This is a genomic window from Frateuria sp., assembly GCF_035943815.1.
Classification (GTDB): domain Bacteria; phylum Pseudomonadota; class Gammaproteobacteria; order Xanthomonadales; family Rhodanobacteraceae; genus Frateuria_A.
Map to the genome: position 1 here is coordinate 261,502 of NZ_DASZBU010000012.1, position 23,463 is coordinate 284,964.

The window sequence follows — 23,463 nt, forward strand, 5'->3', positions numbered from 1 at the left end:
GAGCACACACACTCCCGAGCCCCTGGCCTAGAGGTAGTCGCCGGCATCCCGCGAGGCGACCTTGCGCCAATGGGCCGGATCGAACGGCTGGGCCGACAGCCGGCGCACCTGGGCCAGGAAGTCCTCGCGCGGAACCTCGCGGGCGCCCAGGCTGAGCAGATGCGGGTTGCTGACCTGTGCATCCAGCAGTGGGAAGCCCCATTCACGCAACCATGCGGCGAGCGCCACCAGTGCGAGCCTGGAACCGCCGCTGCGCGCGCTGAACATCGACTCTCCGCAGAACAGCCGCCCCACGACCACGCCATAGACGCCGCCGACCAGCGCATCGCCTTCCCACACTTCCACGCTGTGGGCATGGCCTTGGGTGTGCAGCGAGGCGTACGCATCGATGATCGCCGCGCCGATCCAGGTGCCCTGTTGCCCCGGCCGGGGCGCCGCGCAGGCGTGCATCACCCGCACGAAGGCTTCGTCCACGCTTACCCGCCAGGCGCTGCCGGCCAGCGCGCGGCGCAGGCTGCGGTTGGCCTTGAGCGTGGCCGTGTCGAACACGCAGCGCGGATCGGGCGACCACCACAGGATCGGTTCGCCGGGATTGAACCAGGGAAAGATGCCGCGCTCGTACGCGGCCAGCAGCCGGCGCGGCGACAGGTCGCCGCCGAAGGCGAGCAGCCCATTGGGCTCGGCCAGTGCATGGTGCGGATCAGGAAAGCGCCCGGGCGAAGCCGGGTCGAGCAGCGGCAGGCGGATCATGGGCAGGTGCCGGCATAGGGCGCGTGCGCGTCCAGTGCAGTCACGTAGTCGTCGATGGCATGCGCCTCGTGCACCAGCGCCTCGCGCACCGCCTGCCGGAACTGTGGGTGGGCCAGGTAGTGCCGCGAATGCGTGCGCACCGGCACGAAGCCGCGCGCGAGCTTGTGTTCGCCCTGCGCGCCCGGCTCGAAGCGACGCAGGCCGCGGGCGATCGCATGTTCGATGCCACGGTAGTAGCAGAGCTCGAAGTGCAGCCCGGGCAATTCGATGCGCGAGCCCCAGTAGCGGCCGTAGAGCGTGCTGTCGTCCTGCAGGAACAGCGCCATCGCCTCGATGCGCCTGCCCTCTATGGCGCAAGCCACCTGCACCTGCTCGCCCAGTTCGCCAAGCGCCGCGAAGAATGCCGGCGTAAGTGCCGCGTGATTGCCCTTGGCATCGAAGGTAGCCGCATAGAGCGCGTGGATCTGCCGCCAGTCGTCCGGCTCCAGGCTCGCGCCATCGCGCATGAGGATCTCCGGGCCACTGGCCTGGACATGCGCGCGCTCCTGGCGGATGTTCTTGCGCTTCTTTGCCTTGAGCGTGGCAAGGAAGTCGTCGAAATCACGGTAGCCACGGTTGTGCCAGTGGAACTGTACGTCCGAGCGCGCCAGCCACTCGCCCCCGAACGCGACCAGGTCCTGCGGCTCCAGAAAGTTGGCATGTGCCGAGGACAAGCCCAGCCGCCGGGTCTCGGCGTGGATGGCGCGGACCAGGGCCTGCCGCAGCTGCGGCGCGCGTGCGCCCTGGCCGGCGAGCAACCGCGGGCCAGGCACGGGCGAGTAGGGCACGGCGTTGAGCAGCTTGGGGTAGTACGTGCCGCCGGCCCGCTCCCACGCACCGGCCCAGCTCCAGTCGAACACGAACTCGCCGTGCGAGTTGCCCTTCAGATACAGCGGAGCGGCAGCCACCAGGCGCTCGTCTTCGTACAGGGCCAGGTGATGCGCCTGCCAGCCCCAGTCCGGGCGAATGCAGCCGGTGCGTTCCAGCGCGTGCAGGAAGGCGTGCGAAACGAAGGGACTGGCGCCACCGCCCAACGCGTCCCAGGTCGCCGCGGGCAGCTCGGCGATGGCGGGGTGGAAGCGGGCGTTGAGCATCGGCGGTGCGCAGAGAGGGCGAGAGACGCAGGCGACAAGACTAGCGAACTTGGCTCTTCCGACCCAAACGCACGGGAGTGCGGAGGATCATTGACGTCGCCATGTTGCGCCGCGCCATAATGCGATTCCTCCAACTTGGATACACGCCGTGGGCAGGGTCTGGAACTTCAGTGCGGGGCCGGCGGCATTGCCGCAGGCGGTGCTCGAGCAGGCGCAACGCGAGCTGCTGGACTGGAACGGCAGCGGCGCCTCGGTGATGGAACAGTCGCACCGCGGCAAGCGCTTCATCGCCATGGCCGAGCAGGCCGAAGCCGACCTGCGCGAGCTGCTGGATGTGCCGGACGACTACGCCGTGCTGTTCCTGCAGGGCGGCGCGACCCAGCACTTCGCGCAAATCCCGATGAACCTGGCCGGACCCGAGGACACTGCCGATTACATCGTGAGCGGCCACTGGAGCGAGAAGGCCGCCAGCGAGGCGGCGCCCTACGCGAAGGTGAACATCGCCGCCAGCAGCAAGGCGGACGGCTACATGCACCTGCCCGCACGCGACCGCTGGCAGCTCGACCCGGCCGCGGCCTACGTGCACTACACGCCCAACGAGACCATCCACGGCGTAGAGTTCCACGACGTGCCGGAGGTCGGGGCGGTGCCGCTGGTGGCGGACATGTCCTCCAACATCCTGGCCGAGCCGCTGGACGTGCGCCGCTTCGGGCTCATCTACGCCGGTGCGCAGAAGAACATCGGCCCTTCCGGGCTGGTGTTGATGATCGTGCGCCGCGACCTGCTGGCGCGGCCGGGCCGGCCGATGGCGCGCATCTTCCGCTACGCCGAGCATGCCGCGGCTGGCTCCATGCTCAACACGCCCAACACCTTCGGCTGGTACCTGGCCGGGCTGACCTTCCAGTGGCTCAAGGGGCAGGGCGGCCTGGCCGCGATCGGCGAGCGCAATCGGGCGAAGGCCACGCTGCTCTACGACGCGATCGATGGTTCCGGCGGCTACTACCGCAACCCGGTCGAGCCGGCCTCCCGCTCGCGCATGAACGTGCCCTTCACCCTGCACGACGGCTCGCTGGATGCTGCGTTCCTGGCCGAATCGGAGGCCGCCGGCCTGCTCGCGCTCAAGGGGCACAAGGCGCTCGGTGGCATGCGCGCCTCGCTCTACAACGCCGTGCCGCTGGCGGCGGTCGAGGCATTGGTGGCTTTCATGGCCGATTTCGCCAAGCGCCACGGTTGACTGGTTCTGCTAGTGTTTGGACTTCTATACGGCTGGACATCCGGATGAACGATCCCAAGGTTTCGCTTGGCCAGGTGCGCGAGCGCATCGACAGCATCGACCGCCAGATCCAGGAGCTGATCTCCGAGCGCGCCAACTGGGCGCAGGAGGTGGCACGGGTGAAGGGCGAGGGCCTGTCGGCGATCGACTATTACCGGCCCGAGCGGGAGGCGCACGTGCTGCGCATGGTGGTCGACCGCAACAAGGGGCCGCTTTCCGACGGCGAGATGGTTCGGCTGTTCCGCGAGATCATGTCTTCCTGTCTGGCGCAGGAGGACCCGCTCAAGGTCGGCTTCCTCGGGCCCGAAGGCACCTTCAGCGAGCAGGCGGTGCGCAAGCATTTCGGCCACGCCGCCTACGGCCTGCCGCTGGGCAGCATCGAGGAAGTGTTCCAGGAGGTCGCCGCCGGGCACGCCGACTTCGGCGTGGTGCCGGTGGAGAACTCGGGGCAGGGCATGATCCAGGTGACGCTGGACATGTTCCTCACCTCCGAGGCGCGCGTCTGCGGCGAGATCGAGCTGCGCGTGCACCAGTGCCTGCTGTCGAAGGCCGCAGCGCCCGGCGATATCCGCCGCGTGTTCGCGCACGCGCAATCGCTGCAGCAGTGCAAGACCTGGCTGCGCATCAACCTGCCGGACGTCGAGTGCATCGCGGTGGCCAGCAACGCCGAGGCCGCGCGGCTGGCCCGGCACGCCGACGACGCGGCGGCCATCGCGGGCAGGACCGCCGGCAAGGTCTATGGCTTGAAGCCGCTGGCCGAAGGCATCGAGGACAGGGCGGACAACACCACGCGCTTTCTGGTGATCGGTCGCTCGCTGTTTCCGCCTTCGGGCAACGACCGCACGTCGTTGCTCATCACCGTCAACGACAAGCCCGGCGCGCTGTACGACGTGCTGAGCCCGTTCGCCCGACACGGCGTGAGCATGAACCGCATCGAGTCGCGGCCGGCGCACACCGGCAAGTGGCAGTACGCCTTCTTCATCGACGTCTCCGGCCACATCGACGATGCGCCGTTGCAGGCCGCGCTCAAGGACATGGGCCCGGTCGCCACGCAGGTGCGCGTGCTCGGCTCCTACCCGGTGGCGTTGCCTTGAGCGGCGTCGGTGAGGCGGCCGGACGCCTGGACTGGATCAGTCGCCCCGCGGGGCCGCCGCTGCGCGGTGCGCTCGCCGTGCCGGGTGACAAGTCCGTCTCGCACCGCGCCCTGATGCTGGGAGCGCTGGCCGAGGGCGAGTCCCACATCCGCGGCTTCCTCGAAGGCGAAGACACCCGCGCCACCGCCGCGGTGTTCGCGCAGCTGGGCGTGTCGATCCAGACTCCCGCGCCCGGCGAGCGGCTGGTGCACGGCGTCGGCCTGCACGGTCTACGCGGCGCCAGAGGGCCGCTCGACTGCGGCAATGCCGGCACCGGCATGCGCCTGCTCACGGGCCTGCTGGCCGGCCAGGCGTTCGACTCGACGCTGGTGGGTGACGAGTCCCTTTCGCGCCGGCCCATGCGCCGCGTCACCGAGCCGCTGGTGGCCATGGGGGCACGCATCGACACGCGCGAAGGTTTGCCGCCGCTGCACATTCACGGCGGCAGGCGCCTCCATGGCATCCGCTACGAGCTGCCGGTGGCAAGCGCGCAGGTGAAGTCCGCGTTGCTGCTTGCCGGCCTCTACGCCGAGGGGGAAACCGAGATCCTCGAGCCGCATCCGACCCGCGACTACACCGAACGCATGCTGGCCGCATTCGGCTGGCCGATCGAATTCGGTCCCGGCCGCGCGAGCCTGACTGGCGGACACGCCCTGCGCGCGACCGACGTGCAGGTACCTGCCGACTTTTCCTCGGCCGCGTTCTTCCTTGTGGCCGCCAGCCTGGTACCCGGCTCGGAGTTGCTGCTGCGCGCAGTCGGCCTCAATCCGCGCCGCACCGGCCTGCTGCAGGCGCTCAAGCTGATGGGTGCCGACATCGAGGTGCTGAACGCGCGCCAGAGCGGCGGCGAGCCGGTCGCCGACCTGCGCGTGCGCCACGCGCCGCTGCACGGCATCGAGCTGCCCGGAGCGCTGGTGCCGGACATGATCGACGAGTTCCCCGCCTTGTTCATTGCCGCCGCAGCGGCGCGGGGCCGCACGGTGATCCGCGGCGCGGCAGAGTTGCGCGTGAAGGAATCCGACCGCATCGCCAGCATGGCGGCGGGCCTGCGCGCGCTCGGCGTGTCGGTGGAGGAGACGCCCGATGGAGCGCTCGTCACCGGCGGCACGCTGGGGCCGGGCACGGTCGAGGGCCATGGCGACCACCGCGTGGCGATGAGCTTTGCCGTCGCCGGCCTGGTCGCTGCGGGTGAGATCCGTATCGAGGATTGCCGCAACGTGGCCACCTCGTTCCCGGGGTTCCTCGAACTCGCCAACGGTTGCGGCTTCGCCTTGGCGGAAGCCTAGCCACGCATGACTCCCTTCTCCCGCCGGGAGGGGAACCAAGGGTTGCGCCCCATGCGATGCTAGGCTCGCCGCCTTTCCTCCAGCCATCCGAGCCATGCCAGCCCTTCCTTTCATCGTCGCCATTCCGGCCCGCTACGGTTCCACCCGCCTGCCGGCCAAACCCCTGCGCGCGATCGCAGGCGTGCCGATGGTCGTGCGGGTGGCACAGCGTGCGCTGCAGGCCGGCGCGAGCCAGGTGGTGGTGGCGGTGGACGACGCGCGCATCGCCGCGGCGCTGGAAGGGCAGGGCGTGGACATCTGCATGACCCGCGCCGATCACGCCTCCGGGAGCGACCGCCTGGCCGAGGTCGCCGCCCGTTACGCCTGGCCGGACGATGCCATCGTGGTCAACCTGCAGGGCGACGAACCTTTCGCCCCTGCCGCCGGCATCCGCGAGGTTGCTCGTGCGCTCGCCGAGGACGATGCGCCGGTCGCCACGCTGGCGACACCGGTCACCGAGGCGCACGAGCTGTTCGACCCCAACGTGGTCAAGCTGGTGCGGGCTGCGGACGGACGTGCGCTGTACTTCAGTCGCGCGCCTCTGCCGTGGGCGCGCGACGCCTTCTCGATCGACCGCAAGACCTTGCCCGCGAACGTGCCCTTCCTGCGCCATATCGGCATCTATGCCTACCGCGCCGGCTTCCTTGCCCGCTATACCGGCCTGTCGCGCACGCCGCTGGAGCAGGCCGAATCGCTGGAGCAGCTGCGCGTGCTCGAGCATGGCTTTGCGATCGCCGTGCGGCTGACGCCCGAGCCTTTCCCGCCGGGCATCGACACCGAGGCCGACTTGCAGCGTGCCGAGCGCTGGCTCGCCGGCCGCGCGCAGACGTAGCCGCCGGAACCGCCGGCCAGGCTCGTCCGGACAGGCTCGCCCGGGTTGGTCCATGCGTTCGGCACGCAGTTACGGCCTCCCGCGCCGGAGCGGCTAGAATCCAAGGCATGCAGTCCCCCCAGACGCCGCCGTTCGACGGCAAGGCCTTCGTCCAGACCCTGACCACCTCGCCCGGCGTCTACCGCTACTTCGACGCCGAGGGCGAGCTGCTGTACGTGGGCAAGGCGGGCAACCTCAGGAAGCGTGTCGGCAGCTACTTCCTAAAGCCGCGCATGGAGCCGCGCATCAACGCAATGATTTCGCAGATCGCCCGCTGCGAAACCACCGTCACGCGCACCGAGGGCGAGGCGCTGCTGCTCGAGTCGCAGCTGATCAAATCGCTCAAGCCGCGCTACAACATCCTGCTGCGCGACGACAAGAGCTACCCCTACATCTACCTCTCCGGCGGCGAGGACTATCCGCGGCTGGCCTTCCACCGCGGCGCCAAGAACCTGCCCGGGCGCTTCTTCGGGCCATACCCGAGCGCCTTCGCCGTGCGCGAAAGCCTCAACCTGATGCAAAAGCTGTTCAAGGTGCGCCAGTGCGAGGACAGCTACTTCCGCAACCGCTCGCGACCCTGCCTGCAGCACCAGATCGGCCGCTGCACCGCGCCCTGCGTGGGACTGATCGGCGTGGAGGACTACGCCGCCGACGTGCGCCATGCGCAGATGTTCCTGGAAGGGCGCAGCAGCGCGGTGATCGACGAACTGGCCGCATCCATGGAAAAGGCGGCCGCTGAACTCCATTTCGAGCGCGCCGCGGCCTTGCGCGACCAGGTCGCCGCGCTGCGCAAGCTGCAGGCACAGCACCACGTGCAGGGGGCCAGTGCCGACATGGACGTGATCGCCTGCCGCATCGAGGGCGGCATGGCGTGCGTGAGCGTGCTGTTCTTCCGCAACGGCATCAGCCTGGGCACGCGCGACTTCTTTCCGCGCTTGCCGCTGGATGCCGAGCCGGCGGACGTGCTGGCCCAGTTCATCGCGCAGTACTACCTGGAGCGTCCGGTGCCGCGCGAGCTCATCCTGTGCGATCCGATTCCCGACCAGGCCCTGCTGGCGCAGGTGTTGTGCGAGCAGGCCGGCCACGCGGTGGAGATCAAGTCCAGCGTGCGCGGGGAGCGCGCCCGATTCCTGCAGATGGCCGAGCGCAATGCGCAGGCCTCGCTGACCTCACGCCTGGCCAGCCGGCAGACGCTTGGCGCCCGCTTCGAGGATCTGCAGAAGCTGCTCGAGTTGCCCGATCCGCCGCGGCGCATCGAGTGCTTCGACATCAGCCACACGATGGGCGAGGCGACCGTCGCCTCCTGTGTGGTGTTCGGGCCGGAGGGGCCGGAGAAGTCGCATTACCGCCGTTTCAACATCGCCGGCATCACGCCGGGCGACGACTACGCGGCCATGCACCAGGCGCTCATCCGGCGCTTCCGCAAGGTGACGGCAGGCGAGGGGGCCAGGCCGGACCTGCTGCTGATCGATGGCGGCGGCGGACAGGTTGCACAGGCGCTGGACGTGCTGGCCGAGCTCGGCGTCGACGGAACCGAAGTGGTGGGCGTGGCGAAAGGGCCCGGACGACGCGCAGGCGAGGAGACCCTGGTGCTGGCCCGCTCCGGGCGCGAGATCCATCCTGGTCCGGCCTCTCCCGCGTTGCACCTGGTGGCGGCGGTGCGCGACGAGGCGCACCGCTTCGCCATCAGCGGCCACCGCAAGCGCCGCGAGAAGGCGCGCGAGCGCAGCGTGCTAGAGGACGTGCCCGGTATCGGTGCGCGCCGCCGTGCGGCGCTGCTGAAGGCCTTCGGCGGCCTGGCCGGGGTGGAGGCGGCCGGGGTGGAGGAACTGGCATCGATCAAGGGCATCGACCGCGGCCTGGCAGAGCGCATCTATGCCGCCCTGCACGGATAGCCCGCGAATCCCTGTGCCACACTGATGCCGATCACCGACGGATAGCACCATGCACATCAACCTACCCACCTGGCTGACCCTGTTCCGCGTGGCGCTGCTGCCGGTGATGGTGGTGGTTTTCTACTGGAAGTTTCCCGGCCACAACATCACCGCCGCGGTGGTGTTCCTGCTGGCGGCGATCACCGACTGGCTGGATGGCTATCTGGCGCGCAGGCTCAACCTCACTTCGGCCTTCGGCGCATTCCTCGACCCGGTGGCCGACAAGCTCATGGTCGCGGTGACGCTGTTCCTGCTGGTCGAATCCCATCGCGGCGGCTGGCCGGGCATCCTGATGGCGGTGACCGCGGCGATCATCGTGGGACGCGAGATCAGCATCTCCGCGCTGCGCGAATGGATGGCCGAGATCGGCATGCGTGCAACGGTCAAGGTCGCCTTCATCGGCAAGCTCAAGACGGTGATGCAGATGATCGCGCTGGTGGTACTGATCGTTCAGCACGAGAAGAGCGCCGAGGCGCTGCGGCTGTACCACATCGGCGAAGGTTTGCTGGTGATCGCCGGCGTGCTGACGATATGGTCGGGCCTGCATTACGTGCGCTCAGCCTGGCCGATGTTGCGCGGCGACCCACCCAAGCAGCCTGGCGAAGGTATGGATGCCGAGGCTTGACGGGTCGTTTTTCGCCGCTAAAATGCGCGGCTCCGATGCGGGAATAGCTCAGTTGGTAGAGCACGACCTTGCCAAGGTCGGGGTCGCGAGTTCGAGTCTCGTTTCCCGCTCCAGTTTCGATCGAAGCCCCGGCCATGCCGGGGCTTCGTCGTTTGGCGTCGGTGTATCGCGGGCTGCTGGCGTTGCTTGCGAGGCCTTCCCATCCGGACGCTTTCTGCTATGATTTCCAACTCTTGATGCGGGAATAGCTCAGTTGGTAGAGCACGACCTTGCCAAGGTCGGGGTCGCGAGTTCGAGTCTCGTTTCCCGCTCCAGTTTCCTGAAACCTCGGACCACCGGGGTTTTGTTTTTTGAGCGGACCGCACACGCGTTCCGCGCGCGATGGCCAGGTGGCAGAGTGGTCATGCAGCGGCCTGCAAAGCCGTGTACGCCGGTTCGATTCCGACCCTGGCCTCCATTGCGCAATCTTCGAAGGGCCCGCTACGGCGGGCCTTTTTTTTGCTTGCAGTACAAGTAGCCCGGCTCTCTTGCACACGCGACCTGCTCATGAAAAGGTAGGTGGGACTTCGCGTGCTGCTAGCATGGCTGGTTCACGCATCCGCCCGGATGGCGAAACTGGTAGACGCAAGGGACTTAAAATCCCTCAGCCGCAAGGCTATGCGGGTTCGACCCCCGCTCCGGGCACCAACTGGTTCCACGGTTTTCATGTCCATTCGGTCCATTTCCGATATGTCGGGGCAGTGCGGCGCGGCGCCGGAGGCTGCTGCGACTTCCGTTGCCGCGGTGGGGGCACCGGTAAGCGATCCGAAGCCGTTGGCGGTCCTGCTGGTGGAGGACGATGTCCTGATCCGCATGGATGCGGCCGACATGCTGAGAGACCTCGGGCACGAGGTAGTGGAAACCGAATACGGCCCGGACGCCCTGGCCGTGCTGCGCGAACGGCACATCGACGTGCTGGTCACCGACGTGGGACTGCCGGGCATGTCGGGTACGGAGCTTGCGGAGCGGGCCCGCCAGTTGCAGCCGGGCATCGGCCTGGTCTTTGCCACCGGCCACACGGAATTGCAGGATGGGGAGGAAGGGGCGCGCGTGACCGTCCTGGGCAAGCCCTACGACAGCGCGAGCCTGGCGCAGAGTCTGAGCCGCGCGCACGGCCCGGCATAGGGCCCACGCCGGACAAAAAGAAGGCCGGCATCCGCTTGCGCGTCATGCCGGCCGTCCTGCATCACTCGATGCCGTGTTGGTGGAGGTGGCGGGAGTCGAACCCGCGTCCGAAGGCGCTTGACGCCCGGTACTACATGCTTAGCTCACCGTTGGATCTCGTCCCGCGACAGCACGATGTGCGAAGCGCATCGAAGGACCAGTCTGCTAGGAGTTAGCCGAAAACTGGCAGACGGCCGTTTCCAGCGATCCTGTGATGATGACCCTACATCCACGAGCACAGGCACAAGTGGGTTCGGGGCTAGGCCTTAAGCGGCCAGAGCGTAGTTGTCGTCGTTGGCAACTATGAGTTTGCGGCTGGATTTACGAGGAAAGCTGCCCCCTCGGCATGCACCAAGCCATCTCACTACCCCCGTCGAAGCCAGGACACCCCCGGGGAAACGCTGAGCTGGTCAGTCGTGAAAGTATATGGGCCGGCGCCATGCGCTTCAATGCGCGCGGAGCTCAGCGTTCAGGCCTCGCGGTTGTGGGCGCGCATGGTGCGCTGCTTCTCGCGTTGCCAGTCGCGTTCCTTTTCAGCGTCGCGCTTGTCGTGCGCCTGCTTGCCACGCGCCAGGCCGATCTCCACCTTGACCTTGTTGCCCTTCCAGTACATCGCGATCGGCACCAGGGTGTAGCCCTTGCGCTCGACGGCGCCGATCAGCTGGTCGATCTCCTGCTTGTGCAGGAGCAGCTTGCGCGTGCGGCGGTCCTCGGCGATCACGTGGGTGGAGGCGCTGATCAGCGGCGGAATCGAGGTGCCCACCAGGAAGATCTCGCCCTTGAGCACCACCGCGTAACCGTCGCCGAAGTTGATCCGGCCGGCGCGCAGCGCCTTCAACTCCCAGCCCTGCAGGGCGATGCCGGCCTCGTAGCGCTGGTCGATGTGGTACTCGTGCCGAGCGCGCTTGTTGAGCGCGATGGTGCCGCCGGCGTGCTTGTCCTTGTCCTTCGCTTTTGCCATGTCCGCTAGACTTGCGCCTTTGCCGATGCCGCCGGAATCCGGGGCACCGGGCATGATGAGTGAGGTCACCCGTGATCGAAATCCGACGAAGCGCCCTGGTCAACTACACGCCGGCGCAAATGTTCGATCTGGTCAACGATGTGGAAGCATACCCAAAGCGCTTCTCCTGGTGTGCCGGCGCGCAGGTGCTCGAGCGCGAGGGTGACGTGCTGGTGGCGCGCCTGGACCTGAAGTTCGCCGGCTTGCGCCAGAGCTTCACTACCCGCAATACCACCGAGCCGCCGCAGCGCCTGCACATGCATCTGGTGGAAGGTCCGTTCCGCAGCCTGGATGGGGTATGGGCGTTCGTTGCGCTGGGCGAGCACGGCTGCAAGATCGCCTTCGCGCTGGATTTCGATTACGTAGGTTTGGGCGCCGGCGCGATCAAGTTGGGTTTCCAGGGCCTTGCCACGCGCATGGTCGAGGATTTCAGCCGCGAGGCCCGGCGTGCCTACGGCTGAGATCATGGTGGAGGTAGTACTGGCGCTGCCCGAGCGCGTGTTGCTGCGGCGGGTGCATCTCGCTGCGGACGCTACCGTGGCCCAGGCGGTCGCCGCCGCAGGCCTGGAAGGCGAGGGCGTGTCGGTCGATCACCAGCGGTTGGGCATCTATGGCCGGCGCGTGGCGCCGGACCAGCGGCTGCGCGATGGCGACCGGGTCGAGCTCTACCGGTCGCTCACGCTGGATCCCAAGGACGCGAGGCGCCGTCGCGCCCGCGGTCGCTAACGATCAGGGCGTGCCGCTGCCACCGGGCATGCCGGAGCCGCTGTCTTCGCCGCCGCTCTTGCTCTTGTCGCCCTGGGTTTCATCGACCGGGTAGGAGGCGTGGTACTTCTTGCTGTCCTTGAGCATCTGTTCCGGATCCTGCGCGAAGAAGTCGCCCTCGGTACGCACCAGGGTGTCGTTGTTGAAGGTGAGCGTGAACGTGCGGATCTTGATCGCTCCACCGCGATGCTGCTGGGTGGAAACGTAGTCCCAGCGGTTGTCGTTGAACGGCGTATGCACCGACGGCGAACCCAGCAACACGAGCACTTGATGCTTGGTCATGCCGGGCTGGAGCTGGTCGACGATTTTCTTGTCCAGGACGTTGCCTTGCTGCACGTCGGGGACATAGACCAGTCCACAGCCTGCCAGCGAGAGCGCCAGCATGGCCGAACCGAGCGTGCGAATCAGCTTGTGCATGCGTGTTTGCGTCCGGATCGTAAAGGTGTCGGATGATACACTAACGGCCTTGGTGCGCCGTGCTTGGAACTTGCTATGGAACAGGAAACCAGAGAACTGCGCCGGGTCGGCTTGAAGGTCACCCATCCGCGCATGCGGATCCTGCAGATCTTCGAGGAGGAGGGCGTGCAGCACCTCACCGCCGAGGATATCTACAAGAAGCTGCTCGCGGACCAGGAAGACATCGGACTTGCCACCGTCTACCGCGTCCTGACCCAGTTCGAGGCCGCGGGCATCGTGGTCAAGCACAACTTCGAAGGCGGCCATGCCGTCTACGAGCTCGACCGCGGCAAGCATCACGACCACATGATCGACGTAGACAGCGGCAAGGTCATCGAGTTCGTCAGCGAGGAGATCGAGCGGCTGCAGCAGGAGATCGCCGCCAAGCACGGCTACGTGCTGGAGGACCACAGCCTGGTGCTGTACGTGCGCTCGAAGGGGAAAGGGCGCTGAGGGGCTGAACGGCTAGCCCTCGGGCGGGTCGTCTGTTCCCCCACCCGGCCGTCCGATCTGCCCTGGAGAGCGGACATAAAAAAAGCCGCGGGAGGACTCCTGTCCACCCACGGCTGATCCGGTACCTGACGCCCGGCCTGTGCGAATTGCTCGCTTGCCCGGCGGCGCCGCTGGTATCGGCGGAACGGCATCCTGCCGTTCTTCGTGGCCACCGTCCCCACGGTGCCCACGGCACGCCATCTTGCGATGGCGGCTCCCCCACATCGATGGAACGATGCTAACGATGTGTTCACGACCGCGGTATTGGAAAAATTCCTAGGCCAGACGCCCCGGATCGCGGCCGGGCGTGCTGCTCCGCAACAAAACCCGCAGGTGCACGCCCTGATGGTTGGGTCGCAGCCGGAACAGGCCGCCGAGTGAGGTGACACGGTCGCGCATGCCTTGCAGGCCGCGGCCACCGCGGGGCAGGCGGCTGGGCAGGCCGACGCCGTCATCGCGGATATCGAGCAGGGCCAGCACGCCACCGTGGCGTTCGCCGATGCGCAGCCGCAACCGGAATTCGCTGGCCTGGGCGTGTTTGACGGCGTTGGTGGCGCTTTCCTGTACCAGTCGGTACACCGCCGTGCGGGTGTCTTCGTCGAGCAGCCGCGGATCGCCGCGCATGTCGGTGTGGAAGGCGATGCCTGCCGTGGTCAGCAGGTCGCGGATCGGGCCTTCGTCCAATGCGCGCAGCAGGCCGAATTCGTCCAGTACGGCCGGGCGCAGGTCGTCCAGCAGCCGGTGCAGCGCCCGGCGCATGTAGCCCAGGATCGTGTTGACCGAAACACTGATGTCTTCCAGCCCGGCCAGGCGCAGGCGCGCCTGGGCGAGCTTCATGTGGGTCTGGATGGCGGTGATGTTCTGGCCCAGTTCGTCGTGCAATTCGGCCGCCATGTGCCGGCGCTGGCTCTCTTCCGCCTGCAGGTTGCCGCGGGCGGCATCGCGTAGTTGGCGTGCGAGTTGGTCGAGGCGGCGGTTGACGGCGCCGAGGTATACGTTCTGCTCGGCGACTCGCTCGCTGCTTCGGCGCAGGGCATCGGTTGCGGCGCCGAGCATCAGCGCCCCTGTGCCTGCCACGGCCAGGAAAAGGTAGCCTGCCGCGTTCTGAGGATGGCCGGGCTGGTGGTCCACCGCGGTCATTCCCAGGCAGGAGATCAGCATGGCCAGCGTGGCGCCACGCCAACCGTGCCGGAACGCGAAGAACAGCACGGGCGCCAGCGACAGCACGCGGGCGAACTCCGGCTGCGGTGCGGCGTGCTCGGAGAGCATCAACAGTAAAGCCATGGCCGGCAGCATCACCAGCAGGCCGTCCATCACCAGGCTGGCCACCATCTTCCGGCTGGGGCGAGCACGCAGCAACATGATCGCCAGCGGCGTGATGAGCAGGACACCCAGATAGTTGCCCAGCAGTTCGCGCCCGAGCGCTCGCGCCATCGCGGCCGGATCGGTGTTCTCGTGCAGCAGCGCCAGGATCACCGCGTCGGCGGCCGCGACCGCGCCCACTACCAGCACGGCCGAGAGCAACAGGCGCGTGGCTTCCTCCGGGTCGCGCAGGTTCGCATGCAGGTTGACTCGCCGCAGCAGCCACAAGCTCACCAGCATCACCAGCGGCTCGGGCAGGTCGCCCACCACGAAGGTTTCCCACACCGCCGGCAGCCCGGAGCGCAGGTCGAGGATGATCGTTGCGGCCAGTTCCAGCCCCAGCAGCCAAAGCCATTGGCGTATCGGCACTATCAGCAGGGCAGCGAAACGCAGGCCGAACGGCAGCATCCAGTAGGGCTGCTGGGTAGGCAGCAGCACCAGCCACAGCGACACGTAGATCACGCCCAGCAGTGGACCGGAGTCGGGCAAGGAAAATGGCTTCGATCGCATGCGCGGATGGTACATGCCCGTGGCGCCTGCCCAGAGCGCGGGCGGCCTTGCGGGCGGTGGCCCTTCTTCTTATAGACTCCTCAGGGACAGGCGGTGACGCGGCGCGCCCGATGCGGGCGGCGGCCGGGCCGTGGGATCGCCCGAAACCTGGAAGCCAGCGGGGCACCATGTACAGCATCGTTCTGGTCGACGACCACGCCATCGTCCGCGAGGGATTCAAGCGGCTGATCGAGATGGAGCCGGATCTGGAGGTCATCGCCGAGTGCCGCTGTGCGGACGACGCGGTCGAGGCGATCAACCATCGCCGGCCGCACCTGGTCGCGCTTGATCTTTCCCTGCCCGACGGCAGTGGCCTGCCTCTGATCGAGCACCTGCACAGCCTCGCCCCGGATACGCATATCGTCGTGCTCAGCATGCACGACGGCGAGCCCTACGTATCCGAAGCGCTGCGCCGCGGCGCCAGCGGCTACGTCACCAAGGGCGCCGCGCCGGAAGAACTGGTGGCCGGCCTGCGACAGGTGATGCAGGGCGACACCTTCCTCAGCTCCGACCTGCGCCAGCGTCGTGCCGAGCGGCCGAGCGAAGCGCTCGACCCGGTCAACCGGCTGACCGTGCGCGAGCGGGAGGTTTTCCTGCTGCTGGCCGCGGGCAAAGCCCCCAAGCAGGTGGCCGCGGCGCTCGGCGTGGGTCAGAAGACGATCTACATCCACCGCGCCAGCCTGATGGGCAAGCTCGGTGCCGGCTCGGAACTGGACCTGTACCGCATGGCGAGCGAGCGCGGTCTGCTGTCGGAGCGCAAGGGGTAGGCAACGGTCCTAATCGTCCCCGCGGCGATTCCGAGCCCCCGCTCCGTAGCCAGACCGTTCAAGCGCTCTGCGCGCGCTCCAGCATCTGCTTGGCGTGAGCTCGAGTTTCGCGGGAGATCTCCACCCCGCCCAGCATGCGCGCCAGTTCGTCGCGGCGGCCCGGATCATCGAGCTTGTCGATCTGCGTGCGGGTGGTGTCGCCCTCGCTGTGCTTGCTCACGCGCAGGTGGGCGTGGCCTTGCGCGGCGACCTGCGGCAGGTGGGTGACGCACAGCACCTGGCGCTCGGCACCCAGCGCCCGCAGTTTTTGCCCCACCACTTCGGCTACGGCGCCGCCGATGCCGGTGTCGACCTCGTCGAACACCATCGTTCCGATGCTGTCCTTGCCCAGGGTCGCCACTTCGATGGCCAGGCTGATGCGCGCCAGTTCTCCGCCCGAGGCGACCTTGCGCAACGCCCGTGGCGGTTGGCCCGGGTTGGCGCTGACCAGCAGCTCACAGCGCTCGCGCCCCTGTGCGTCCGGCTCATCGCCCTCGGCAGGCTCGACTTCGACCACCAACCGGCCGCCCGCCATGCCCAGCTCGGCCATCAGCGCGCTGACTTCGCCGCTTAGCCGTCCGGCGGCGTCGCGGCGGGACTGCCCCAGTTCGCCGGCCGCCGCCGCGTAGTCGCGCTCCAGGCGGACGCGCTCGCTGGCCAGCTTTTCGAGTACGCCGCCTGCGCCTTCCAGTTCGGCCAGTTCCGCCTGCCGCGTTGCCCACCGCTCGTGCAGCTCGGCGGCGGGCAGGCGGTGGCGCCGGGCCAGTTCGTGCAGCCGCGCGAGATGATTGTCGACTTCGGTATAGCGTTCGGGATCGAGGTCCACGTCCTGCGCGTAGCGGCCTAGCCCGTCCGCCGCTTCACCGAGCTGGATCGAGGCGTCGTCCAGGAGTTCCAGCATGGCGCGCAGGCGCGGATCGATCGCGGCGAGCTTGCCCAGTTCGGCGTGTGCCCGGCCCAGCGCGCGGCGCAGCGCGAACTCGCTGTCGCCGTCGAGCAGCTCGACCACGCCGGCGGCACCCTCGGCCAGCCGGCCGGCATTGGACAGGCGCTTGTGGCTGGCTTCCAGTTCTGCCAGCTCGGCGGGTGGCAGCGCCCACTTTTCCAGTTCGGCCGTCTCGTGGCGCAGCAGTTCGAGCCGTTGTTCGCGATTCTCCCCGCCACTCAGCTTGCGGATGCGTGCGCCCAGTTCGCGCCATTGCGTCGCCAGCTCGCGCACCTGCGCGGCAAGCGCCTCGTGGCCGGCAAAGGCATCGAGCAGCGCGAGTTGGTGGTTGCGCGAGAGCAGCGCCTGGTGTTCGTGCTGGCCGTGGATCTCCACCAGCAAGGTGGCCAGCTCGCCGAGCTGGCTGGCGTTGGCGGGACGACCATTGATCCAGGCACGCGAGCTGCCTTCGGCGCGGATCACCCGGCGCAGCTGGCAGGCGCCCTCGTCGTCGAGCTCCTCGCGCTCGAGCCATGCGCGCGCATCGGGCAGGGCGGACAGGTCGAACTCCGCCGCCAGTTCGGCACGGTCGCAACCCTCGCGCACCATGCCGCTGTCCGCACGGGCGCCGGCCAACAGCATCAGCGCATCGACCAGAAGCGACTTGCCGGCGCCGGTCTCGCCACTGACCACGGTCAGGCCGGGCCCGAACGTGACCTCGGCTTCTTCGACAACGGCGAAATGGCGGACGTAGAGTGAGGTGAGCATGGACTAGGGGCGGAATGAGGTCGCGCGATTGTAAGGGCAGGGGCGAAGGGCGAGTAGCGGCGTACGCCGCGCGGCGGCACGGTTTTCTTGCATTCTTTGGCGGGGCACCTTATTTGTGTGCTGTCTCACCACCTGCAACGCGCATGCCTCTCTCCCATGGCCACGACCTCGATGCCCGTGCCCGGCGCCTGCTGCGCACGCTGATCGCGCAATACCTGGCCGACGGCGAGCCGGTCGGGTCGCGCACCTTGTCGCGCTCCTCCGGCTTGGACGTGAGTCCGGCGACCATCCGCAACATCATGGCCGACTTGGAGGAGGCAGGCCTGGTCGCCTCGCCGCACACCTCGGCCGGGCGCGTGCCGACGCCGCGTGGCCTGCGCCTTTTCGTCGACAGCCTGATCGAGCTGCAGCCGCTGCCGCGCGAGGAGATGGCCCGCCTGAAGCGGGAACTTCCGCCCGGCCCGACCACCACCCGCGACCTGCTGGGGAACGTCTCGACCCTGCTCTCGGCGATGACCCATTTCGCCGGCGTGGTGACGGTGCCGCGCCAGGGCGACTTTCCGCTGCGCCACATCGACTTCGTGCCGCTGCCCGACGCGCGCGTGCTGGTGATCCTGGTGTTCTCCGACAACCAGGTGCAGAACCGCATCGTGCAGCTGGCCAAGCCGCTGGACGGCCGCGAGCTGGAGCAGGCGGCCAACTACCTCAACACGCATTTCGCCGGGCTGCGGGTGGACGACATCCGCGCCCACCTGCTGCGCGAACTGCGCGAGGCCGGCAGCGAGCTGAACCGCCTGGTGGCCAGCGCAACCGAACTGGCGGCAGCTTCCTTCGCGCCGCAGGGGGGCGAAGACGTCCTGGTCAGCGGCCAGACCAACCTGATGGGCTATGCCGAACTGGCCGACCTGGACCGCCTGCGCGAGCTGTTCGAGGCGTTCCAGAAGAAGAACGAGCTGCTGCAGCTCATGGAAGTGTGCGCGCGGGCGCCAGGCGTGCGCCTGTTCATCGGCGAGGAATCGGGTTTCGCGGCGCTCGACGGTTGCAGCGTCGTGACCGCCAGCTACGGCGTGCAGGGACGGGTGCTGGGAGCGATCGGCGTGATCGGACCGACCCGAATGGCCTACGAGCGGGTGATCCCGGTGGTGCAGGCCACCGCCGGATTGCTCAGCGAGGCCTTGAATCGCGCCGCGACGTCCCTATAACCGCCCCCGGAGGGCGGGTTTCCCGCAGGTTTCTTTCGGTCGGCACGGAGGTGCCGGCCCGGACTTTCGTTTGGGAGTAATGCATGCAGAACAACGAGCAGACGCCGGGACAGGTGCACGAAGCAGGTTCATCCGACGCACCCGGGCTTGACGCCTTGCAGGCCCGCATCGCCGAGCTGGAGGCAAGCAATGCCGAGCTGCGCGAGAGCGTATTGCGCGAGCACGCCGAGCTGGAGAACCAGCGCCGTCGACTGCATCGCGACCTGGAGCAGGCCCGTCGCTTCGCCAACGAGAAGTTGCTCAACGAACTGCTGCCGGTCTACGACAGCCTGGAGCGCGGCCTGGCCATCGAGGGCGGCGACGTTGCCGCCGTGCGCGAAGGCCTGGCCCTCACGCTGAAGGCGCTGTTGAAGGTCGCCGAGTCCCAAGGCCTGGTGCAGGTCGATCCCGTGGGCCAGCCGCTGGATCCCGAGCGCCACCACGCCGTGAGCATGGTCGAGGCGCCGGGCAAGGCGGCCGGCACCGTGGTCAACGTGCTGCAGAAGGGCTACGTGCTGAACGACCGGCTGCTGCGGCCGGCGCTGGTCGCTGTCGCCAGGGATTGACCGGGCACCGCACTGAACGCGACATATCGGAAGCCCCGCCGGCATTGAATCGCCGTCTGCAGGCCTCCATCTGGAAAACCATCGCGGCCGCGGGGGCCGCCTAGAAAACAATTGGAGTGGAAGAGTATGGGCAAGATCATCGGCATCGACCTGGGCACGACCAATTCCTGCGTCGCCGTGATGGACGGCAGCAACGCCAAAGTGATCGAGAACGCCGAGGGCGACCGCACCACGCCGTCCATCGTCGCCTTCACCAAGGACAACGAAGTCCTGGTGGGCGCGCCGGCCAAGCGCCAGAGCGTGACCAACCCGAAGAACACCTTCTACGCGGTCAAGCGCCTGATCGGCCGCAAGTTCACCGATGCCGAGGTCCAGAAGGACCTGCACATCGTGCCCTACGGCATCGTGGCGCACGACAACGGCGACGCCTGGGTGCAGACCTCCGACGGCAAGAAGATGGCGCCGCAAGAGATCTCGGCCAAGGTGCTGATGAAGATGAAGAAGACCGCCGAGGACTACCTCGGCGAGCCGGTCACCGAGGCGGTGATCACGGTGCCTGCCTACTTCAACGACAGCCAGCGCCAGGCGACCAAGGACGCCGGGCGCATCGCGGGCCTGGAGGTCAAGCGCATCATCAACGAGCCCACCGCGGCCGCGCTGGCCTATGGCCTGGACAAGAAGGGCGGCGACCGCAAGATCGCGGTGTATGACCTGGGCGGCGGCACCTTCGACGTATCGATCATCGAGATCGCCGAAGTCGACGGCGAGAAGCAGTTCGAGGTGCTGGCCACCAACGGCGATACGTTCCTCGGCGGCGAGGACTTCGACAAGCGCGTCATCGACTACCTGGTCGACGAGTTCCAGAAGGACCAGGGCATCGACCTGCGCAAGGACCCGCTGGCCCTGCAGCGCCTGAAGGACGCGGCGGAGCGCGCCAAGATCGAGCTGTCCTCCGCGCACCAGACCGAGGTGAACCTGCCGTACGTGACGGCCGATGCCTCCGGTCCGAAGCACCTCAACATCAAGCTCACCCGCGCCAAGCTCGAAGCGCTGGTCGAGGACCTGGTCAAGCGCACCATCGAGCCGTGCCGCATCGCGCTCAACGACGCCGGTCTGCGCGTGTCCGACATCAACGAGGTGATCCTCGTCGGCGGCCAGACCCGCATGCCCAAGGTGCAGGAGTCGGTCAAGGACTTCTTCGGCAAGGAGCCGCGCAAGGACGTCAACCCGGACGAGGCCGTGGCCGTGGGCGCGGCGATCCAGGGCGGCGTGCTGGGCGGCTCGGTGAAGGACGTGCTGCTGCTGGACGTCACCCCGCTGTCGCTCGGCATCGAGACGATGGGCGGCGTGATGACCAAGCTGATCGAGAAGAACACCACCGTGCCGACCAAGGCCGCGCAGACCTTCTCCACCGCCGACGACAATCAGACCGCGGTGACCGTGCACGTGCTGCAGGGCGAGCGCGAGCGCGCCAGCGCGAACAAATCCCTTGGCCGCTTCGATCTGTCGGGCATCGACCCGGCGCCGCGCGGCATGCCGCAGATCGAGGTCACCTTCGACATCGACGCCAACGGCATCCTGCACGTGTCGGCCAAGGACAAGAAGACCGGCAAGGAACAGAAGATCGAGATCAAGGCCGGCTCGGGCCTGTCCGAGGACGAGATCCAGCGCATGGTTGCGGACGCCGAGGCAAACAAGGAAGAAGACCGCAAGTTCCACGAACTGGTCGCCACCCGCAACAAGGCCGACCAGCTGGTGCACGCCACCCGCAGCGCATTGAAGGAGCACGGCGGCAAGGTCGCTGCGCAGATCGGCGGGATCGAGGAGGCGCTGTCGGACCTGGAGAAGGTCAAGGACAGCGACGACAAGGCCCAGATCGAGGCCAAGATGCAGAAGCTCGAGCAGGTCGCGCAGGCGCTCTACGCCGCGGCGCAGGGTGGCGGCGCCGGCCCCGAGGGTGGTCCGCAGGCAGCCCCGGGCGGTGGATCGGCGCAGCCCGACGACGTGGTCGATGCCGAGTTCACCGAAGTCAAGGACGAGAAGAAGTAATCGTCGGCAGCCGGTGCCGCAATGAAACAGCCCGCGCCGGCTATCATGCCGCGCGGGCTGTTTCTTGAGGGGCCGGCACAGGATTGGAGCAGGGGCAGTCGAAAGTCATGAATGCAGCAACGGGCAAGCGCGATTACTACGAGGTGCTCGGCGTCGAGCGCACCGTCACCGAAGTCGAGCTGAAAAAATCCTTCCGCCGTCTGGCGATGAAATACCACCCGGACCGCTGTCCGGACGATCCCGCTGCGCAGGAAAAATTCAAGGAGGCCAAAGAGGCCTACGAGGTCCTGGCCGATCCGCAAAAGCGCGCCATGTACGACCAGCACGGCCATGCCGCCTTCGAGGGCGGCATGGGCGGCGGCCGCGGTGGCTTCGGCGACATGGGCGACATCTTCGGGGACATCTTCGGTGACATCTTCGGCATGGGTGGCCGTGGCCGCCCGCGTCGTGGCGCGGACCTGCGCTATGTGATGGAGCTGGACCTGGAAGAGGCGGTCTTCGGCGTCGAGAAGACCATCGAGATTCCCACCCAGGTCAATTGCCACCACTGCAACGGGTCCGGTTCGGCCGACGGCAAGACGGTGCAGTGCAAGACCTGCCATGGCCACGGCCGTGTGCGCATGCAGAACGGCATCTTCTCGATCCAGCAGGCCTGCCCGCATTGCGGCGGCAGTGGCCAGACCATCGAGAAGTCCTGCAAGGCCTGCCATGGCGAGGGCCTGCTGGAGGAGCGGCGTACGCTGTCGGTGCGCATTCCGGCCGGCGTGGACAACGGCGACCGCATCCGCCTGGCGGGGCAGGGTGAAGCCGGCCCTAGCGGCGTCGAACCGGGCGATCTGTACGTCGACGTTCGTGTGCGCGAGCACGCGATCTTCCAGCGCGACGGCAACGACCTGCATTGCGAGGTGCCGATCCGCTTCGCCCAGGCCGCGCTTGGCGCCGAGCTCAAGGTGCCTACGCTGGAGGGCGAAGTGGCGGTGTCGATCCCGCCGGAAACCCAGACCGGACAGACCTTCCGCCTGCGCGGGCGCGGCGTCAAGTCGGTGCGCTCTGGCCGCGTCGGCGACCTGATCTGCCGCGTCATGGTGGAAACCCCGGTGCGCCTGACCCGCGAGCAGCGCGAACTGCTGGAGAAGCTGGAGGCCACCTTTGCCGAGGGCGAGCCGGATGCGCATACGCCGCGGGCCAAGAGCTGGGTCGATGGCGTGAAGGATTTCCTCTCGCGGGTCACCTCGTAACACGGCCAGCCGCTCCGGGCGAGGCCATCATGCTCTGCGGGCGCCTTCCCCATAAGCGGGGAGGGCGCCTTTGCCACTCGGGGCGAGCTGCCGCATGCCACCCGGCTCGGCGCCTGGCCTACCGGCGCTGCTACGCTAGCTCCTCTCAAATACGGACCCCGCCATGCATCGACCGCTCCGCCTCGCCGTCAACGGCGCCACCGGCCGCATGGGCCGCGTGTTGCTCGATCTGTTGCGGGACGATGGCCGCTTCGAGGTGGTGGCGGCCGTGACGGCGCCGGGCATGCCGCAACTGGGCGAACGCGCTTACCACGACCGCGCCACACCCTGTCTGCGCGCCGACTGGCCATCCGAGACGCTCGACGTGGTGATCGACTTCAGCGGGCCGGCCGGGCTCGCCTCGGCGCTCGAGCATTGCCTGGCGCACGGCATCGCGCTGGTCAGCGGCACCACCGGCATCGATGCGGCGCTCGGCGGTCGATTGTCCGAAGCGGCCGCGCACATCCCGGTGATGCACGCGAGCAACTTCAGCCTCGGCGTGGCGGTGCTCACGCGGCTGTTGCGCGAGGCTGCCGCCGCGTTGCCGGACTGGGACCTGGAGATCGTCGAGGCCCACCACGGCCGCAAGCTCGATGCGCCTTCGGGCACAGCGATCTCGCTGGGCGAGGCAGCGGCCGCCGCGCGCGGCACCCATCTGGAGCGCGTGGGCGTGACCGGTGGCCGTGAAGGTGCGCGCCGGCCCGGCAGCATCGGTTTCGCGGTGGTCCGCGGCGGCGACATCGTGGGCGAGCACAGCGCTCTGCTGATCGGTCAGGGTGAACGCGTGGAACTGGGGCACCGTGCCACCGACCGGGCGATCTTCGCGCGCGGCGCCATCGAGGCGTCGCACTGGCTGTGCAGCCAGCCGCCCGGCGCATACGGCCTGGACGCGCTGCTGGCGCAACGCCTCGCCTAAGGCATCCGGCACGCCGGTCCGCGCTTGTTGCGCCGCCGTGGCGC

The 23,463-nt window shown here is 68.0% G+C and carries 22 protein-coding genes, 4 tRNA genes and 1 other RNA gene; 20 read left to right on the plus strand and 7 right to left on the minus strand.

The window, feature by feature from the left end:
* Positions 1-27: 27 nt before the first annotated feature.
* Together aat and VGU65_RS08690 are read right to left on the minus strand one after the other, a co-directional pair.
* On the minus strand, positions 28-750 hold the full coding sequence (gene aat / locus VGU65_RS08685) for a leucyl/phenylalanyl-tRNA--protein transferase (protein WP_327474749.1): 723 nt from the start codon (positions 748-750) through the stop codon (positions 28-30).
* The gene (locus VGU65_RS08690) at positions 747-1,883 is read right to left on the minus strand and encodes a GNAT family N-acetyltransferase (RefSeq protein WP_327474751.1); all 1,137 of its coding nucleotides are present in this window, start codon (positions 1,881-1,883) and stop codon (positions 747-749) included. The genes aat and VGU65_RS08690 overlap by 4 nt, the downstream gene beginning before the upstream one ends.
* Positions 1,884-2,031: 148 nt before the next feature.
* Between VGU65_RS08690 and serC the strand changes: the two genes are divergently transcribed.
* The 11 genes from serC (at position 2,032) to VGU65_RS08745 (ending at position 10,208) form a co-directional block, all read left to right on the plus strand.
* Positions 2,032-3,117, plus strand: coding sequence for a 3-phosphoserine/phosphohydroxythreonine transaminase (gene serC, locus VGU65_RS08695; RefSeq protein WP_327474753.1), 1,086 nt, complete (start codon positions 2,032-2,034; stop codon positions 3,115-3,117).
* A gap of 44 nt (positions 3,118-3,161) precedes the next feature.
* The gene (pheA, locus tag VGU65_RS08700) at positions 3,162-4,250 is read left to right on the plus strand and encodes a prephenate dehydratase (RefSeq protein WP_327474755.1); all 1,089 of its coding nucleotides are present in this window, start codon (positions 3,162-3,164) and stop codon (positions 4,248-4,250) included.
* Positions 4,247-5,575, plus strand: a complete 1,329-nt coding sequence (gene aroA, locus VGU65_RS08705) for a 3-phosphoshikimate 1-carboxyvinyltransferase (RefSeq protein WP_327474757.1) — start codon at positions 4,247-4,249, stop codon at positions 5,573-5,575. Before pheA ends, aroA begins: the two co-directional genes overlap by 4 nt.
* 94 nt (positions 5,576-5,669) lie before the next feature.
* Entirely contained in the window at positions 5,670-6,446 is a 777-nt protein-coding gene (kdsB, locus tag VGU65_RS08710) for a 3-deoxy-manno-octulosonate cytidylyltransferase (RefSeq protein WP_327474759.1), read from the plus strand.
* 107 nt (positions 6,447-6,553) lie between these two features.
* Positions 6,554-8,380 (plus strand): excinuclease ABC subunit UvrC, encoded by a 1,827-nt coding sequence (uvrC, locus tag VGU65_RS08715; RefSeq protein ID WP_327474761.1) that lies wholly within the window; start codon positions 6,554-6,556, stop codon positions 8,378-8,380.
* Between the two features lie 49 nt (positions 8,381-8,429).
* Positions 8,430-9,044: a CDP-diacylglycerol--glycerol-3-phosphate 3-phosphatidyltransferase gene (pgsA, locus tag VGU65_RS08720; protein ID WP_327474763.1), complete on the plus strand. Its 615-nt coding sequence runs from the start codon at positions 8,430-8,432 to the stop codon at positions 9,042-9,044.
* A gap of 37 nt (positions 9,045-9,081) precedes the next feature.
* Positions 9,082-9,157, plus strand: a tRNA-Gly gene (locus VGU65_RS08725).
* 125 nt (positions 9,158-9,282) lie between these two features.
* Positions 9,283-9,358, plus strand: a tRNA-Gly gene (locus VGU65_RS08730).
* Positions 9,359-9,427: 69 nt separating this feature from the next.
* Positions 9,428-9,501 (plus strand) — tRNA-Cys (locus VGU65_RS08735).
* A gap of 143 nt (positions 9,502-9,644) precedes the next feature.
* Positions 9,645-9,731: transfer RNA gene (locus VGU65_RS08740), tRNA-Leu, on the plus strand.
* A gap of 18 nt (positions 9,732-9,749) precedes the next feature.
* Entirely contained in the window at positions 9,750-10,208 is a 459-nt protein-coding gene (locus tag VGU65_RS08745; protein ID WP_327474765.1) for a response regulator, read from the plus strand.
* A 77-nt stretch (positions 10,209-10,285) separates the two neighbouring features.
* On the opposite strand, the gene ssrA is transcribed toward VGU65_RS08745, so the two are convergent.
* Together ssrA and smpB are read right to left on the minus strand one after the other, a co-directional pair.
* Positions 10,286-10,639, minus strand: a transfer-messenger RNA (tmRNA) gene (ssrA, locus tag VGU65_RS08750).
* 77 nt (positions 10,640-10,716) lie between these two features.
* Positions 10,717-11,208 carry an SsrA-binding protein SmpB gene (gene smpB / locus VGU65_RS08755; protein WP_091336452.1) on the minus strand — a complete coding sequence of 164 codons (492 nt, stop codon included), beginning with the start codon at positions 11,206-11,208 and terminating at the stop codon, positions 10,717-10,719.
* A 71-nt stretch (positions 11,209-11,279) separates the two neighbouring features.
* On the opposite strand from smpB, the gene VGU65_RS08760 reads away from it, so the two are divergent.
* Together VGU65_RS08760 and VGU65_RS08765 are read left to right on the plus strand one after the other, a co-directional pair.
* Positions 11,280-11,708, plus strand: a complete 429-nt coding sequence (locus VGU65_RS08760; RefSeq protein ID WP_327474769.1) for a type II toxin-antitoxin system RatA family toxin — start codon at positions 11,280-11,282, stop codon at positions 11,706-11,708.
* 4 nt (positions 11,709-11,712) lie between these two features.
* Positions 11,713-11,973, plus strand: a complete 261-nt coding sequence (locus tag VGU65_RS08765; RefSeq protein ID WP_327474770.1) for an RnfH family protein — start codon at positions 11,713-11,715, stop codon at positions 11,971-11,973.
* A 3-nt stretch (positions 11,974-11,976) separates the two neighbouring features.
* Here the strand turns inward: VGU65_RS08765 and VGU65_RS08770 are convergent, their stop codons facing one another.
* Positions 11,977-12,429, minus strand: a complete 453-nt coding sequence (locus tag VGU65_RS08770) for an outer membrane protein assembly factor BamE (protein WP_327474772.1) — start codon at positions 12,427-12,429, stop codon at positions 11,977-11,979.
* Positions 12,430-12,504: 75 nt separating this feature from the next.
* Here VGU65_RS08770 and fur point away from each other — a divergent pair, with 75 nt between their 5' ends.
* Entirely contained in the window at positions 12,505-12,921 is a 417-nt protein-coding gene (fur, locus tag VGU65_RS08775) for a ferric iron uptake transcriptional regulator (RefSeq protein WP_327474774.1), read from the plus strand.
* Between the two features lie 315 nt (positions 12,922-13,236).
* Here the strand turns inward: fur and VGU65_RS08780 are convergent, their stop codons facing one another.
* A complete protein-coding gene (locus VGU65_RS08780) occupies positions 13,237-14,832 on the minus strand; it encodes an MASE1 domain-containing sensor histidine kinase (RefSeq protein ID WP_327474776.1) in 1,596 nt (531 codons plus the stop codon).
* A 167-nt stretch (positions 14,833-14,999) separates the two neighbouring features.
* On the opposite strand from VGU65_RS08780, the gene VGU65_RS08785 reads away from it, so the two are divergent.
* Complete coding sequence (locus VGU65_RS08785; RefSeq protein WP_327474778.1) at positions 15,000-15,638, plus strand: response regulator; 639 nt, start codon at positions 15,000-15,002, stop codon at positions 15,636-15,638.
* A gap of 58 nt (positions 15,639-15,696) precedes the next feature.
* Here the strand turns inward: VGU65_RS08785 and recN are convergent, their stop codons facing one another.
* Positions 15,697-17,370: a DNA repair protein RecN gene (recN, locus tag VGU65_RS08790; RefSeq protein WP_327474780.1), complete on the minus strand. Its 1,674-nt coding sequence runs from the start codon at positions 17,368-17,370 to the stop codon at positions 15,697-15,699.
* A 143-nt stretch (positions 17,371-17,513) separates the two neighbouring features.
* Between recN and hrcA the strand changes: the two genes are divergently transcribed.
* From hrcA to dapB, 5 genes are all read left to right on the plus strand, one after another.
* Positions 17,514-18,572, plus strand: a complete 1,059-nt coding sequence (gene hrcA / locus VGU65_RS08795) for a heat-inducible transcriptional repressor HrcA (RefSeq protein WP_327474781.1) — start codon at positions 17,514-17,516, stop codon at positions 18,570-18,572.
* Between the two features lie 83 nt (positions 18,573-18,655).
* Positions 18,656-19,177, plus strand: coding sequence for a nucleotide exchange factor GrpE (grpE, locus tag VGU65_RS08800; protein ID WP_327474782.1), 522 nt, complete (start codon positions 18,656-18,658; stop codon positions 19,175-19,177).
* A 126-nt stretch (positions 19,178-19,303) separates the two neighbouring features.
* Positions 19,304-21,226, plus strand: coding sequence for a molecular chaperone DnaK (gene dnaK / locus VGU65_RS08805; RefSeq protein ID WP_327474783.1), 1,923 nt, complete (start codon positions 19,304-19,306; stop codon positions 21,224-21,226).
* A 107-nt stretch (positions 21,227-21,333) separates the two neighbouring features.
* On the plus strand, positions 21,334-22,464 hold the full coding sequence (gene dnaJ, locus VGU65_RS08810) for a molecular chaperone DnaJ (protein ID WP_327474785.1): 1,131 nt from the start codon (positions 21,334-21,336) through the stop codon (positions 22,462-22,464).
* Between the two features lie 163 nt (positions 22,465-22,627).
* The gene (gene dapB / locus VGU65_RS08815; protein WP_327474787.1) at positions 22,628-23,419 is read left to right on the plus strand and encodes a 4-hydroxy-tetrahydrodipicolinate reductase; all 792 of its coding nucleotides are present in this window, start codon (positions 22,628-22,630) and stop codon (positions 23,417-23,419) included.
* Positions 23,420-23,463 lie beyond the last annotated feature (44 nt).